General features: G+C 71.4%; 13 protein-coding genes. 6 read left to right on the top strand and 7 right to left on the bottom strand.

The features are described from left to right. Positions 1–43: 43 nt before the first annotated feature. The gene (locus JAP66_RS25255) at positions 44–934 is read left to right on the top strand and encodes a LysR family transcriptional regulator (RefSeq protein ID WP_199434345.1); all 891 of its coding nucleotides are present in this window, start codon (positions 44–46) and stop codon (positions 932–934) included. 80 nt (positions 935–1,014) lie between these two features. Here the strand turns inward: JAP66_RS25255 and JAP66_RS25250 are convergent, their stop codons facing one another. From JAP66_RS25250 to JAP66_RS32775, 6 genes are all read right to left on the bottom strand, one after another. Continuing rightward, a complete protein-coding gene (locus JAP66_RS25250; protein WP_199434344.1) occupies positions 1,015–1,947 on the bottom strand; it encodes a serine/threonine-protein kinase in 933 nt (310 codons plus the stop codon). Between the two features lie 60 nt (positions 1,948–2,007). Next, complete coding sequence (locus JAP66_RS25245; RefSeq protein ID WP_199434343.1) at positions 2,008–3,630, bottom strand: serine/threonine-protein kinase; 1,623 nt, start codon at positions 3,628–3,630, stop codon at positions 2,008–2,010. A 195-nt stretch (positions 3,631–3,825) separates the two neighbouring features. Next, positions 3,826–4,686 carry an NADH-quinone oxidoreductase subunit E gene (locus JAP66_RS25240; RefSeq protein ID WP_199434342.1) on the bottom strand — a complete coding sequence of 287 codons (861 nt, stop codon included), beginning with the start codon at positions 4,684–4,686 and terminating at the stop codon, positions 3,826–3,828. 291 nt (positions 4,687–4,977) lie between these two features. Beyond that, on the bottom strand, positions 4,978–6,198 hold the full coding sequence (locus tag JAP66_RS25235) for a hypothetical protein (RefSeq protein ID WP_199434341.1): 1,221 nt from the start codon (positions 6,196–6,198) through the stop codon (positions 4,978–4,980). Positions 6,199–6,457: 259 nt separating this feature from the next. After that, positions 6,458–6,772, bottom strand: coding sequence for a hypothetical protein (locus JAP66_RS25230; RefSeq protein ID WP_199434340.1), 315 nt, complete (start codon positions 6,770–6,772; stop codon positions 6,458–6,460). A 59-nt stretch (positions 6,773–6,831) separates the two neighbouring features. Further along, a complete protein-coding gene (locus JAP66_RS32775; protein ID WP_307849710.1) occupies positions 6,832–7,218 on the bottom strand; it encodes a chorismate mutase in 387 nt (128 codons plus the stop codon). Between the two features lie 182 nt (positions 7,219–7,400). On the opposite strand from JAP66_RS32775, the gene pcrA reads away from it, so the two are divergent. Together pcrA and JAP66_RS25215 are read left to right on the top strand one after the other, a co-directional pair. Further along, positions 7,401–9,854, top strand: a complete 2,454-nt coding sequence (gene pcrA, locus JAP66_RS25220; RefSeq protein ID WP_199434338.1) for a DNA helicase PcrA — start codon at positions 7,401–7,403, stop codon at positions 9,852–9,854. A gap of 168 nt (positions 9,855–10,022) precedes the next feature. After that, positions 10,023–10,277 carry a hypothetical protein gene (locus tag JAP66_RS25215; RefSeq protein WP_199434337.1) on the top strand — a complete coding sequence of 85 codons (255 nt, stop codon included), beginning with the start codon at positions 10,023–10,025 and terminating at the stop codon, positions 10,275–10,277. Between the two features lie 58 nt (positions 10,278–10,335). Here the strand turns inward: JAP66_RS25215 and JAP66_RS25210 are convergent, their stop codons facing one another. After that, complete coding sequence (locus JAP66_RS25210; protein WP_199434336.1) at positions 10,336–11,163, bottom strand: M23 family metallopeptidase; 828 nt, start codon at positions 11,161–11,163, stop codon at positions 10,336–10,338. Between the two features lie 668 nt (positions 11,164–11,831). Here JAP66_RS25210 and JAP66_RS25205 point away from each other — a divergent pair. From JAP66_RS25205 to JAP66_RS25195, 3 genes are all read left to right on the top strand, one after another. Further along, positions 11,832–13,547 (top strand): hypothetical protein, encoded by a 1,716-nt coding sequence (locus JAP66_RS25205; RefSeq protein WP_235999437.1) that lies wholly within the window; start codon positions 11,832–11,834, stop codon positions 13,545–13,547. Next, positions 13,544–13,972, top strand: coding sequence for a hypothetical protein (locus JAP66_RS25200; protein WP_199434335.1), 429 nt, complete (start codon positions 13,544–13,546; stop codon positions 13,970–13,972). The genes JAP66_RS25205 and JAP66_RS25200 overlap by 4 nt, the downstream gene beginning before the upstream one ends. Before the next feature lie 116 nt (positions 13,973–14,088). Further along, a partial coding sequence (locus JAP66_RS25195) for an ATP-grasp domain-containing protein (RefSeq protein WP_199434334.1) occupies positions 14,089–14,243 on the top strand: 155 nt, incomplete at its 3' end.

Genomic DNA, 14,243 nt, shown 5'->3' with positions numbered 1-14,243 from the left:
AAATGCCGTGGAGAAGGGTTAAGCAGAACTGTAAGATTCGTCCGTGCTGGATGTGCGACGGATGCAGGTGCTGCGAGCGGTGATCACGAGCGGTTCGATCAGCGCGGCCGCCCGGAACCTCGGGTACACGCCCTCGGCCGTCAGCCAGCAGCTGTCCGTTCTGGAACGGGAGGCGGGGCTGATCCTGCTCGAGCGAGCCGGCCGCGGGGTGCGGCCCACCGCCGCGGGCATGCTGCTGTCCGAGCACGCCGAGGTGGTCAGCACCCAGCTGGCCAAGGCGGAGGCCGCCCTCGCCGATCTCCGCGAGGGGCGCACCGGGCGGCTGGCGATCCGGTACTTCGCCACGGCCGGTGCCGCGCTCGTCCCGCCCGCGGTGGCCGCGCTGCGCCGCGAGTACCCCGGCATCCAGGTCGACCTCAAACTGGTCGAACCGGACGATCCGCTGCCGGAGGTCGAGTCGGGGGACGCGGACGTGGCCATCGTCGTCTTCCCCAGGTCGAAGCCACCGGCGAAGGGCGTCGAGCTGGTCCACCTGCTCGACGATCCCTACCGGGCGGTCCTGCCCAGGGCGCATCCACTTGCCCGCAGGCGCGTGCTCGACCTGGCCGATCTCGCCGACGAGACGTGGGTCGGCAACGAGTGGCCGCCGGGTCCGTGCCGCGATGTCATGCTCAACGCCTGCGGCGCCGCGGGATTCGCGCCGAACTTCGTCGTGGAGTCCGAGGACTACCAGACCGCGCAGGGTTTCGTCGCGGCCGGCCTCGGCGTATCGCTGATCCCGGTGCTGGCGCTGGGCTCCCCGCATCCGGGCGTGGCCGTGCGCAGGGTCCGCCATCCGGAGCCGGTGCGGGTCATTCACGCCGCGATCGCAGCCCGTGCGCGCGACCAGCCCGCGGTGCGCAGCCTGCTCGCCGCGATGCGCAGGGAGAGCTAGGCGTTTGCGCTGGTCAACCCTCGTGAGTGCGGAGACGAGTTCTAACTCGTGTCAACACTCACGAGTCCTGACCAGCCCGTTCAGAAGACCACGAAGACCGCCATCGCGGCCACCAGCACCACGACCGCCACGATCACCCACACCCGGGTCGCCGGCCGGTTGCGCGTCGGCGTCGCGGACAACTGCGGAGCCACCCGCGGCGCGAGCTGTACCGTGGGCATCGCGGGGGCGGTCGGTGGGACGACCCCGTTCTGCTGTCCTTTGGTGATCAACTTCAGCGCGGCGACCGTGTCTGACATGGTCGGGCGCAGGTCCGGGTCGACCCGGAGCAGCTTCAGCAGGGCCCCGGTGAGCTGCCCACTCCGCCGGGGAACGACCTGGTCACCGGTGCCCTCGGGGCCGAACGGCGGCTCACCCTCCACCGCGGCGAAGAGGGTTGCGCCGAGCGAGTACGCGTCGGCCGCGGGTGTCGCTGGCTCGCCCCTGGCGACCTCGGGCGCCTGGTAGGCGGGGTCCGGCGGCCTGCCGGAGATGCCGATGTCGGTGATCTTGACCCCGCCGTCGTCGGCGAGGAGCACGTTGCCCGGCTCGACCACCCGGTGCGGCACGCCGATCGCATGCGCCACCGCAAGGGCCGAGCACAGCTGGACGCCGAGAAAGGCCGCCTGCTCGGGTGTCAGCGGCCCGTGCTCGGCGAGGAAGTCGGCCATGTTCCGCGAGGGGACGTACTCCATGACCAGCCAGACGTCATCGCCGTCGCGGAACACGTCGTGCACCGTGATCGCGTTGGGGTGCAGCACGCGCATCGCGTCGCGGCCCTCGCGCAGCGCCGCCTCTCTGCGCTGTTCCGCGCTCTCCGGGTCCAGGTCCGGAGCGAGGTAGTACCGCTTGACGGCGACCGTGCGGTGCAGCTTCGTGTCGAAGGTGAGCCAGACGATCCCGGCCCTGCCTCGTCCGATCGGCTGATCCAGCCGGTAACGCCCGCCGACGAGAGCGCCTTCAGCTTCTTTCACACGACCCCTTGTACCGCGCCGGCGGTCAAACCGGCATCAACCCGCGACGACGGCTGCGGCTTACGTACTGTCCTCGGGGGGTGTGACCGATGGGGGTGGTGTCGACGGCGGCGTGGTCGACTTCTCCGTCGTCGTGGTCGTCGTCTCCTCGCTGGTCGTCTCGGTCGGCTCGGGGTTCGGCGTGTTCGTCTGTGGGGGCGGCTGGGGCGGCACGTACCGGGTCGAGGAGGGCTCCTCCGGCTCGACCGGTACCACGTCCTCCTCGGTGGAGCTCGCCGGCGGCCGGGTGGTGGTCGTGGTGACGCCGGTGCTCGACGAGGTGGTCACCGGCTGCGGCACCTGGTCCCGCTGCTCGGCCTCGCCGCCGTCGGGCCCGTTGAACAGCCAGATGGCCATCGCCGTGATCCCGAGTACGACGACCGTGCCGAGAGCCGCCGGAACCTTCCAGTTGCCCTTCCTGGCGGGCTCGTCCTCGGGTGGCGGCTCGCCGTCGCCGTCATAACCGCCGTCATAGCCGCTGTCATAACCGCCGCCGTAGCCGTCGCCATAGCCATCGTCGTAGGCGCCGTAACCCGCCGCCGGGACGGCGCGAGTGGCCTGCGGGCCGGTGTCGCCGTAACCGGCGGCACCGTCGTAGTCGTCATCCGGGTAGCCGGCGGCCGGTTCGTACCGGTCGTCCGAGTCGTCGTAGTAAGGCTGCCGCCCGGCGTCGGCGTCCAGCGTGCCGGAGTGCCCGGCCGGAACCTCGTCCGCACCGGCGCCGAGCGCGGCTCCGGCCGCCGCACCCGCGGCGGCCGCACCGAGACCGGCGGCCGGACCGATCCTGGTCGCGTCGTCGGTGGGGCCGCCGATGGGCGTCTCGCCCCGGGCGACGGCGGCGAGCAACTCCTCGCTCTCCTCCGCGGTCGGCCGGTGCCGGGTGTCGGGGTGCAGCAGCACCGCCAGCACGCTCGCGAGTGGCCCGGACTGACGGGGCGGGTTGATCTGCCCGGCGGCGACGGCGTGCAGCAGGCCAAGTGTGTTCTCGCTCAGCCCGAACGGAGGCTGGCCCTCGGTTGCGGCGTAGAGGGTCGACCCCAGCGAGAAGACGTCGGACTCCGGGCCGGGATCCCCGCCGATCGCGACCTCGGGCGCGAGGTACGCCGGGGTGCCCGCGATCATGCCTGTCTTGGTGACGGTCACGTCGTCCTTGGCCCTGGAGATGCCGAAGTCGGTGATCTTCACGAGCCCGTTGGCGGCGAGCAGGATGTTGCCCGGCTTGATGTCGCGGTGGACGATGCCCACCGCGTGGGCCTCCTTGAGTGCCGCGGCGACCTGCGCGCCGATCCTGGCGACCTCGAGAGGCGGGAGGGTGCCCTGCTGCTGGAGCATCTGCGCGAGGCTCGTCGACTCCAGGAACTCCATGATCAGGCACGGCTGGCCGTTGTCGTCGGTGACGACGTCGAACACGCTGATCGCGTTGGGGTGGTGGAGGCGGGCGGCGATGCGGCCCTCGCGCATGGTGCGCTGCCGCGCGTCCTCGGCCTCGTTCCCGTCGAGCCCGGGCTGCAGCAACAGCTGTTTGATCGCGACCGTGCGGTGGAGCACGTCGTCCTGTGCCTGCCAGACGGCGCCCATCGCACCGGTGCCGATCCGCTTGACGATGCGGTACCGGCCGGCGACCAGGCGACCCTCGTCGCTCACGGGACCTCCTTCGAGCTCCGTCGGCAGGCGTGCGGCAGCGCGTCCGGCGGCGCGTCGCATGCGTGGAGCGTAGGCACATGCTGATGATCGTTGTGCCGGCTTGCCGAGACCGACCTGTGACAGGTTAGGCCGCTCACTCTGCGCACACGCAGGCGGCACTCTACGGGGCTGATGTCCCGGCGACGCCCGCGTGACTCACTCGTTCGGGGTGGCGAGCAGCGTGGCCCCGTTGATCCGCGGTCCGGTGCCCTCGGTGAGCTCCAGCAGCTGGGTGACCCGCAGCGGACTGCCGTCGGCGGCCACCATTGTGACCACGGCGCGCACGGTCCCGTCGGGCTGCTCCCGCAGGTCCTCCACGTGCACGGACCGCATCGTGCTCCACGCGCGGACGAGGTCGCCGGGAGTGTCGCCGGCCAGTTCGGGGTCGAGCAGGGCGAGCGCGTCCTGCGGGCTGCGGCCCACGAGCTCGTAGAACTCGCGGACGATGTCGAGCCGGCCGGGTTCCCCCGACCGCCCCGACTGCCCCGGCTGCTCGGTGGCTGCCGGCTCGGTGGCGGCCTCGCGGGCGGCGTGCAGCGCGATCTCCGCCGGCGTCGGGTCCGGCTGCCGGCCGGTCGGCGACGTGGCGGGCATCGCGGCCACCTGCTCGGCGGCGGGCCGGAAGCCGGTGCGCGGCGTGTCGTCGGCCGGCCGCACGAACCCGCCGAGCGCCGCGGCCCCGGTGATCTCGGGACGCTCGGCGGAACCGGAGGATCGCGGCCCGCCGGGGTCGTCGCCGAGCACGGCCGCCGCGACGACGGAGCCGGTCAGCAGGGCGATGGCGAGGATCAGCCCGATGAGCTTGGCGCGCCGGGCGAACGCGGTCTCCGGCTCCCTCGGTGGCTTCGGTTCCCTGCGGCGGAAGCGCATCCGCGGCGGCGGCAGGTACTGACGTGGTTCGCGGAAGACCTCACGCAGGTACTCGTCGTCGACCATCTCGTCGGCGAGGATGTCGTCATCGATGACGTCCTCGGCCGAAACGGTCGTTCCGCGTCCGGTGCGGTGCCGGTCGTGCACGGCTGGTCCTCGTCTTCACGGTGGGGACGGCGCGGCCGAGTCGGCCGCCGTCGTGGTCGAGCTGGTTCGTCTTGTGGACAACTGGTTCGCCCCTGCGCAATAGGTAACCCCGTCACGGGGCCGTCGACCAGCCTCTGTCGGTGGGCTGTCGTGGAGATACGACGAGCGGCACGCGCCCTCATCCGATCAGGTGAATTCCTCGCCGTCCGCCGCGCTGCACGTGCAGCGGAAAGTGCGAAAAGCACGTGCATTCGCAGGTGAAGGGGCTATTCGGGGGTCCGCGCGGACCGCTTACTTGGCGTCCTTTTCGATCTTGGTGCCGTCACCGAAGTACAGCTTGCGTGTCTCTTCGGTGGTGTTGCCGTTCTTATGGGTTACCTCGACCGTGTTCACGGTGAAACCCTCGTTCTGATCTATGTAAACGTGCTTGACCACGAAGTAGGCGATGCCGGCGTACTTCCGGCGGAGCCCGTCGGACCCTCCTTCGGCGAGCTCGCCGGTGGTCATGGAGTGGGCGGTCTCGGGATCCTCGGTGACCGTGTTGAGGTAGTCCTGCGAGCGCTGACCCATCGTCTTGGGGTCGTGCGACCGGACCAGGTACCGCCGCTTCGACGTCGACATGGAGGCGGGTGTGACCGGCGGCTTCTGGGGCTCGCGCGTGGCGGTGGGCGACGACGGGGCGTCGGTGCCGGAGGTGCCGGAACCCGGTCCGCCCGCCGGTGCGCTGCCCGACGGGCGGCCGGAGGACAGCCGGTCCGCCACGTTGCCCGGGTTCGTGCCGGGCGCGGGCGTCGTCGTCGGTTCGCTGCCGGCAGCCGTCGAGGTGGGGGACTCGGTCGCGTCGGTACTCGGCGGGACGGTGCCGTCCAGGTCGTACTCGCCCGGCAGCATCGGTGCGCCGCCGTGCCGGTCGGGCCAGCCCTGGATGGCCTGCTGATCCTCCTGTGGCTGGCTGACCAGCACCGAACCGGCGACCAGGAGCGAGACCACCACCCCACCCGAGGCGAGGCTGGCGAACCAGGCCGCCTTGCGCCAGGTCGGCGGTGGCGTGACGGAGGCAGGCACGGACCCGAGGTCGAACTTGCCGAGCCCGTCCGGTGGTGGCGGCGCGACGTAGACGCGCGCCTCGTCGTCCTCGCGCTCACGCTCGGGCTCGGTCTTCGGTGCGGTGAGCGAGACCTTGGTGCGCCGGACCGTGGGCTCGTTCGAGCCGGCCGGCTGCGGCTCAGCCGTTTCCGCGGCCGGGGCGCCGATGGGCAGCTCGCCCTGGGAGGCCGCGTACTCGGGACCCGGTACCGGCAGTGACCCGGTGATCGACGACGCGAGCGGATCGGGTGCAGCAGGACCGCCACCGTGGCGCCGGTACTGCTGCTGAGGTGGCACGGACTGCCGTGCGGGCGGCACCGCCGGGGTCCAGGTGCCGTGCCCGGCACGGCGATGCCTGCCGGGACGGGACCGGTGTGCGCTGGGAACGGTCGTGTCGTGCTCGGTGTGGTCGGCCCTACCGCTCATGCCTGGTGGACCCCTCGTCGTGCTCCACCTGACGGCGTTCCTGCCCGGATTAAACCGATTGGACCAGTGAGATCACGAGCATCTGCACGGCACGATGCACGTGCGCGGCGGTCTGCCGCGCCGGTGACGCACCGGAGATTCCTCACCCCGCCCAGAGTAAGTGCCTTCGGCGGTTGACGCGTGCCTGGGGCGGCAAGTCCGTCGGATATCACCCCTCTGGGCGCATCCGAACGGCCGGAGTAGTCGGCAGCGTGTGCTATCAGCCGCCGCTGCGGTACCTCTCCTGGGTCGAGCGCAGTGCTCTGGTGGCCACGGCGCCACTCCCCGTCGCCACCACGATCGCGAGGATGTCGGCGGCGGGCCCGCCGGTGCTGAGCAGGAGCGCGAGCAGTGCGGCTGCGGTCGTGCCACCCGCGACGGGCCACCGGCTGCGGACGTACTGCGCGACCGGTGCGCCTCCCGCGCGCTTGTTGGCTGCACTGTTCAGGACGGCGAGGTATCCGGCGTGATACAGCGCGGCCAGCAGGCTGGCGATCGCGATCACGGCGGCGATCACGCCCACGATGGTTCCCATGGCTCCAGTGTGCCCGTTCAGGCGACGGTCCGGCTCGGGGTATTACCCTGAGAAACGGGTCAGCGCCCGAGCCTGCCCCGCCCGAGGTTCAGCAGCGCCATCGCGAGCTGGCGGCCCTCCGGCCCGAGTTCGCGGTAGCGGGCGAGCACGTCCATCTCCCTGTTGTAGACGATGCGCGGGCCACCCGCGGCCATCCGGGCGGCACCGATGGTCTTGGACACCTCGACGCGGCGCTTCACCAGCCGCAGGATCTCGGCGTCGAGCCAGTCGATCTCCTGCCGCAGCGCGTCGATGTCCTGCGCCGTCGGCTCGCCGGTCTCGCTGTCCTCGTGGGTCTGGGCGTTCATCTGGACCTCCGGTGGTTTCCGGGTCCGCCTGCGGTCCCAGAGCCGAAGAAAGCCCCGGGTCCGCGGACTCCGGGGCTTACTGTGATGGCGGTCTGGCACTACGCGATCACGGGAGCCGGAGTCCGGGTCCCGTAGAAAAATCGAAAGTCTCGAGTGCTGCAGTACCGCATGGAAACGAGTATGGCATATATACGGCGACGGCGGCGGAAGGGCGCGCCGGCCTCCGCGAACCCGCACAGCGGCGCCACTTCGTCAGAGCCCCCAGGTAGCGTGAACCCACGATGAGCACCCTCTTCGACCTCCCCCCGGGATCCAGCAGGCACGCCGACCTGCTCGACGATCTCAACCCCGCTCAGCGTGCCGCGGTGGAACACGGCGGCGGTCCGCTGCTGGTGGTCGCCGGTGCGGGGTCGGGGAAGACCCGGGTGCTGACCAGGCGCATCGCCTACCTGCTCGCCGAGCGGGACGTGCACCCGGGCCAGATCATGGCGATCACCTTCACCAACAAGGCGGCCGCCGAGATGCGTGACCGGGTGCGCGAGCTGGTCGGGCGGCGCGCCAACGCGATGTGGGTGTCCACGTTCCACTCGATGTGCGTGCGGTTGCTGCGCCGGGAGGCGAAGACACTCGGCATGTCGTCCAACTTCTCGATCTACGACGCCGACGACTCGCGGCGGCTGATCACCCTGGTGGCGCGTGATCTCGACCTCGACCCGAAGCGGTACCCGGCGCGCGCGCTCGGCGCGCACATCTCGAACCTGAAGAACGAGCTGCTGGACGCCGACTCGGCGGCCACGCGGTCGGGCAACGACTACGAGCGCAGGGCCGCGGAGGTGTACGCCGAGTACCAGCGCAGGCTCACGCAGGCCAACGCCATGGACTTCGACGACCTGATCATGCGCACGGTCGAGCTGATGCAGGTCTTCCCCGACGTCGCCGAGTACTACCGGCGCCGCTTCCGGCACGTGCTCGTCGACGAGTACCAGGACACCAACCACGCGCAGTACACGCTGGTGCGCGAACTGGTCGGCACGGAGGTCACCGAGTCCGGCGTGCACCCGGCCGAGCTGTGCGTCGTCGGCGACGCCGACCAGTCGATCTACGCGTTCCGCGGCGCCACGATCCGCAACATCGAGGAGTTCGAGCGCGACTTCCCGAGCGCGCGCACGATCCTGCTGGAGCAGAACTACCGGTCCACGCAGACGATCCTGTCGGCGGCCAACTCGGTCATCGCGCGCAACAGCAACCGGCGGGACAAGCGGTTGTGGACCGATTCCGGCGACGGCGCGAAGATCGTCGGCTACGTCGCCGACAACGAGCACGACGAGGCGGCGTTCGTCGCGGGCGAGATCGACGCGCTGGCCGACCGGGGCGAGGCCCGGTACTCGGATGTCGCCGTCTTCTACCGGACCAACAACCAGTCGCGCGTGTTCGAGGAGATCTTCATCAGGCTCGGCCTGCCGTATCGCGTCGTCGGCGGGGTGCGCTTCTACGAGCGGCGTGAGGTGCGGGACGCGCTGGCCTACCTGCGGGTGCTCGCCAACCCGGAGGACACGGTGAGCCTGCGCCGCATCCTCAACGTGCCGAAGCGGGGGATCGGGGACCGCGCGGAGGCGGTGCTGGCCACGCACGCCGAGCGGGAAAGGGTCTCCTTCGCCACGGCCCTGCGGGATGCGGTGGCCGGCCGGGTTGCGTTGCTCAACCCGCGCTCGCAGAAGGCGATCACGTCGTTCGTCGAGTTGATGGACGGCCTGTACGAGCTGGTCGAGTCGGGCATGCCGGTGGCCGAGGTGCTCGAGGCGGTGCTGGAGCGCACCGGGTACCGCGCCGAGCTGGACGAGTCGGACGACCCGCAGGATGCCTCCCGGCTGGAGAACCTCGACGAACTGGTCAACGTGGCGCGCGAGTTCGCCGAGTTCGCGGAGACCTTGCTCGGGCCGGAAGCCGATCAGGGCACGGACACCGACACCGACACCGACACCGACACGGACACGGACGCGGGAGCCCCGGAGCCGGCCTCCCTGCCCGCCTTTCTCGAGCGCGTGGCGCTGGTCGCCGACGCGGACTCGATCCCGACGCCCGACGGGGAGGACGGCGCCGAGGACGCGGAGAGCGACTCTGGCGTGGTGACGCTGATGACGGTGCACACCGCCAAGGGGCTGGAATATCCGGTGGTGTTCGGCACCGGATGGGAGGACGGCATCTTCCCGCACATGCGCGCCCTCAGCGAGCCGAAGGAGCTGGCGGAGGAGCGCAGGCTCGCCTACGTGGCGATCACCAGGGCCCGGCAGCGGCTGTACCTTTCGCGCGCCCTGATGCGCACTGCCTGGGGTCAGCCGATGAGCAACCCGGCCTCCCGCTTCATCGACGAGATTCCCGCCGAGCTTCTCGACTGGCGCCGGGTGGAGCCGTCCGGCGGCTTCGGCCAGAGTGGTTCGCCGCGTGCGGCGACGACGTGGGGACGCCGGCAGGGCTTCGGCGCCGACTCCGCACAGGCCGGGATCGCGGCCGGCGGCACGCGCGGCACGTCGTTCAAGGGCTGGAAGGACGGCTGGAAGGACACGGTCGCGCTCAAGCTGGACGTCGGTGACCGCGTCAGCCACGACAAGTACGGCCTCGGCACGGTCGTCTCGACAGAGGGGACCGGGCCGCGCGCCACGGCGACCGTCGACTTCGGCGCCGCCGGCAAGGTGCGGCTGATGCTGATCGGCAGTGTGCCGATGGTCAAGCTCTGACCTTTTCGGGTGAAGCCCACGGCGGCAACCCATTTCGTCGTACCCCCGCGCTAACCTTATTCGAACACAAGTTCGACAGCCGGAGGCGGGGTGCCCCGTCCCCGGGAGTTTGGGGGTAGCGGTGTGGACAAAGTGCGTGGCCGCTGTGCGGCTTGCTGAGGGGCCGACGTGGAGCCGTGGTTCCGGGCCGTCAGCGGCGGCGTCCGGGAGTATCTGGACGAACTGGCGGGCCGGGCGGCGGCGGATGGTGGGTCGCTCGCGCCGGACGTCGCCAGGCTCGTCGCGGCCTGGCGTCTCGTGCTCCGGCTGCACGGCCGGACGGCCCGGCGCGGCTGCCGGGCATGTCGCGGGCGGCGCGGAGGGAGGCTGTGCACGGTGTGGCAGGTCGCCGTGGGCTACTTCCTCCGGCGTCCGCCCGAATGACGGTATCGATACTTCCGCGAGGGTCAGCGCAGCCGCGCTCGGATCATGGTGCGGGTGCTCAGACGCTGACCCCGCGGGCGGCCAGCCACGAGCGGGGGTCGGCCTTCTGGCCGTCGGCCGTCCAGACCTCGAAGTGCAGGTGCGGGCCGGTGGACTGGCCGCGGTTGCCCATCTCGGCGATCTGCTCGCCTGCCTTCACCCGCTGGCCCTCGTACACCGAGTAGCTGTTGACGTGCCCGTAGACGTGCACCGTGCCGTCGTCCAGCTGCACCCGAACCCACAGGCCGAAGCCGCTGGCGGAACCCGCCTCGATCACGGTCCCGTCGGCGGCCGCGACGATCGGGGTTCCGACGCTGTTCGCGATGTCGATGCCGTAATGAGTCGTGCCCCACCGTGCGCCGAAGCCGGAGGTGAAGCTGCCCTGCGCGGGCGCGACCGTCTTCGGGCGGGCGGCCTCCTCGGCGGCCTTGCGCGCGGCCTCCGCCTCGCGCTGCAGCCGTTCCTCGGTCACCTGTGCGCTGTCGGCAAGCTTCTCCGCCTCGGCGGAGGCGTCGGTGGTGCGGGCGACCGGGAGCAGTTCGGGAGCACCCGCGGGCGTGTCGCCGCCAACGCCGAAGGCCGCACTGGCGTCACGAGCATTCGCCAGCGGCGTCACACGGTCGGAATCGGACGAGGTCTCGGAGGTGGTGGCGGCTTGCAGAGTCTGACCTGCGGCGGCAGCGGCGAAAGCGCCAGCGGCGACGGCCGCGACGACCACTCGGCCACGCAGGGCCGACGAGGGCGCGGGGAGCCTATGAGATCCCCGGACGCGAACAACCGCACCGTCAAGTGCATCTTCGAGCGCCGGGGAAGGAGCTTGGCCGCCGGGGGAGCGGTGTCGAGCCAAGACAGGGGCCTTCCGTTACTTGGGGAAGTCAAGCCTCGGACGCCGGGCGGGGGATCCCGGTGAGCGGCTTCGGGGTGACCGCTCGATGGCTCGCCGACCTGGGGAGGTTTGCTCGCCATGTCCTTTCGTGACCTGACCGTAATGGGGACCGGGGGACAGTAACGAAGAGGCACCGTCGCGAGCAAGATCCGGCACGCGTGTCGGCTGAACGTGGCTGCCGTGTGCGGCCCCGGATGCCGGAATGACTCAAGGTAGAGAGCCTATTGCTCCAATCGGTGTGACTTGCGTTACATATGCGCAACCGGAGGTTTCCGCGTTCCCACTCACGGTTATTCAGCGGCTTGCTCCATGCGCTCGGACGGTCGCACCCCGCGGCGCAGGCTGCTCGCGCCACTGTTGCTAGCGTCGGCACCGTCAAAGCATCCCGGACCCGCTCGAAAGTCCAGACGGTGGTCCGCAAAGGCCGAGTGAGGTCCGCGGGCTCCGGGCGACCACGGGTTCATGACAGCCGACCAGCACCGAGGTGAGTCGATGTACGGTCCCACCCGGCCGCGCCCAGTCCTCCCAGGCCGGTGGCTGTGAGTTCGCCGAGTTCGCCGAGTTCCCAGAATTCCCGGAGTTCGCCGAGTTCACCGGCGCCGCTGGGAACCGAGCAGGGCGTGTCCGCGATGCTGCCCGCCCTCGGTGCGGCCGGTCTGGCGGCGGCACTGCTCGCGGCCGGTGCCGCGCTGCCGGTCGTCGACGGTGGCGAGCCGGGCTTCACCAGCGCTCCGTTGCTGGTCGCGCTGGCGCTCCTGCCCGTCCTGCTGGCCGCCGTCCTCGCGGCACGCGGGTGGCAGGCCGGCGCGGCGGGTGTCCTCGCCGGTTTCGCCGCGCTCGCGCCCGGCAGTGTCGTGCTGCACCTGCAGTTCGCGGCGGACCCCTCGGCGGCGGTCCGAACCGAGCTCTACCTGCCCACCGATCTCGCGCAGCACTCGCCGGCGGCCGGGCTGTGGCTGCTGCTGTCCGGCCACGTGATGGCAGCGGTCGCGGGCGTGCTCGCGGTGCGGGCAGGCAGGCGGGCCGAAACTTCTGGGACCTCCGGGACCTCTGCGGAAGGCCCCGACGCCGTGGACCAGTGGCGTCGGCGGTGGCTGCTGCCCGCGGTGCTCGCCGCGGTACTCGCGGCGATCGGGCTGCTCATGGCACCGGTCGTTTCCGAGGACGTGTACCTGCTGGCGCGGAACGCGTTCGAGGGCCCGGCTTTCGCCCTCGCCGGATACCTGCTGATCGCCGGTGCCCTTCCGCTGGCCGCAGCCCTCGCGATGACGTCCGCCTCCGTGGACTTCGCTCGCGGCTGTCTCGCCGGGCTGGGCGTCGCCGTGGTCCTGCTCGCGCTGCCGAGCGTGGTGGCCGGTGCCGTCGTACCGGTGGCCGGCATCAGCGCCGGCCCGATCGTGGCCTTGGCCGGAGCCGCCGGCCTCTTCTGGCTCGCGCGCACCTCGTCCGTCGCGCGAGCGGTGCCCGAACAGGCGGACGACCAGGCGGGCGGGGCCTCCGTACCCGGACGGCGCCGCCTGCAGGTGGCAACCGGCGTGCTCGCGATGCTCACGGCCGCGGCCGCGATCGCCGGATCCTTCGCCGCCCAGCTGGCCACGGCAGGACCGGGCCCCGCGCCGGAGAGCCCGGCCCGGTGGCTGCTGTTCACGGCGGGAGCTCTGGTCGGAGTGCTCGGTGCGGCGATGTTCGTGCCCCGCCTCGCTCCGGTGGTGCGTCCGGTGTTGTCGGTCGCCTGGGCCGGGGTGCTGATCGCCGCGACCGCCGTGCTCGACACCGCGATCACCGCCACCGGCTTCCGCGGCTCCGTCTCCACCGGGCCGGGAGTCCTGCCGGCCTGGCTGGCTATGTGCGGTGCCGCGGTGACCGCATGCTGCTCCGCTGTCACCGGCGTCGTGGAGCGGGAGGACATCGGGGACATCGACGGCACCCAGAGCGGCGCGCCCGGCGAGTCCCGGGTCGACGTCAACCTGCTCACCCCGCTGGCCGCCGCGGCGATCCTCAGCGTCGCCGCCTTCGGAATGCCGGTCGTCACCGCACCCGACTACGTGGCCGCCGGGCTGTGGTCGGAGTTCCGGACTCCGTCCTGGGGCCTCCTGGCCGGAGCTCTCACCGTGCTCGGCGCCATCGCGTTGGCCCTGCGCAGCAGGCCCGTGCCTGGGGCCGGGCTGCTGACGGGTGCCGCCACTCTGCTCGGGCTGCGCGCGGCCACGCTGCCGCTCAGCGGTGCGTACATCGACGGGGCGAGGCCCGGCAGCGGCTTCTGGTTCGCCCTCGCCGCTGCCGCCGCGCTGCTGATCGCGGCGGGTATCGCCGTTGCCGGACGGTCCCGGCGCGCCGCAACGTGACCGGCGAGCGCCGCGGCGCCGATGCCGACGCCGTGCGCTCCGGCCGTGTGCCCTGCGTCCTCCATGTCCCCCGCGTCGTGCTCGCCGAACTGGGCGGCCCGCAAGACGCGGCGGTGGCGCTGGCCCGCGCCTTGCGCGACGACGGTGCCGAGGTCGTCTACACCGGCGTGCTGTCCGACCCCGGTGCGGTGGCGGCCATCGTGGAGCAGGAGGACCCCGACCTGCTCGGGCTGACGATCGCTCCCGGTGCCGGGAATGCACTCGCGGACGCGGTGGCCGCGGCCGTGCCCGCCGTACGCGTCGCGATCCTCGACGCGGGCAGCCTCTCCGCCATCGCCACCCTGATCGCGGACGCCGACGGCACCGGCCGGGTGAAGCGCGCCGCGATCTGTGCCACAGACACCAGCTCAGCGGGGTATCGGTGACCGAGTTCACCGGATGCGGGGGCCCTGATCCAAAACCGGATCGCTAGGGTCGTCTCAGTCCAACAGCAGCACGTTTCGAATTCCACACAGTGGTGTGTCGTCAGGAGACTGAAGTAGTGGATCTCTACGAGTACCAGGCGAAGGATCTGTTCGCCGCGCATGGCGTCCCGGTGTTGGCCGGTGAGGTGGCGAGTAGCCCGGAGGAGGCGCAGGCCGCGGCGGAGCGGATCGGTGGTCCGGTTGTGGTGAAGGCGCAGGTGAAGACGGGTGG

This window comes from Qaidamihabitans albus, assembly GCF_016464705.1.
In the GTDB taxonomy this organism is placed as follows: domain Bacteria; phylum Actinomycetota; class Actinomycetes; order Mycobacteriales; family Pseudonocardiaceae; genus Qaidamihabitans; species Qaidamihabitans albus.
This window is presented reverse-complemented; position numbering and strand designations above follow the sequence as displayed.

Excerpts from the sequence above, each read along its gene's own strand:
- pcrA (WP_199434338.1), top strand. The coding sequence starts at position 7,401 with ATGAGCACCCTCTTCGACCTCCCCCCGGGATCCAGCAGGCACGCCGAC.
- JAP66_RS25230 (WP_199434340.1), bottom strand. The coding sequence starts at position 6,772 with ATGGGAACCATCGTGGGCGTGATCGCCGCCGTGATCGCGATCGCCAGC.
- JAP66_RS25235 (WP_199434341.1), bottom strand. The coding sequence starts at position 6,198 with ATGAGCGGTAGGGCCGACCACACCGAGCACGACACGACCGTTCCCAGC.
- JAP66_RS25205 (WP_235999437.1), top strand. The coding sequence starts at position 11,832 with ATGCTGCCCGCCCTCGGTGCGGCCGGTCTGGCGGCGGCACTGCTCGCG.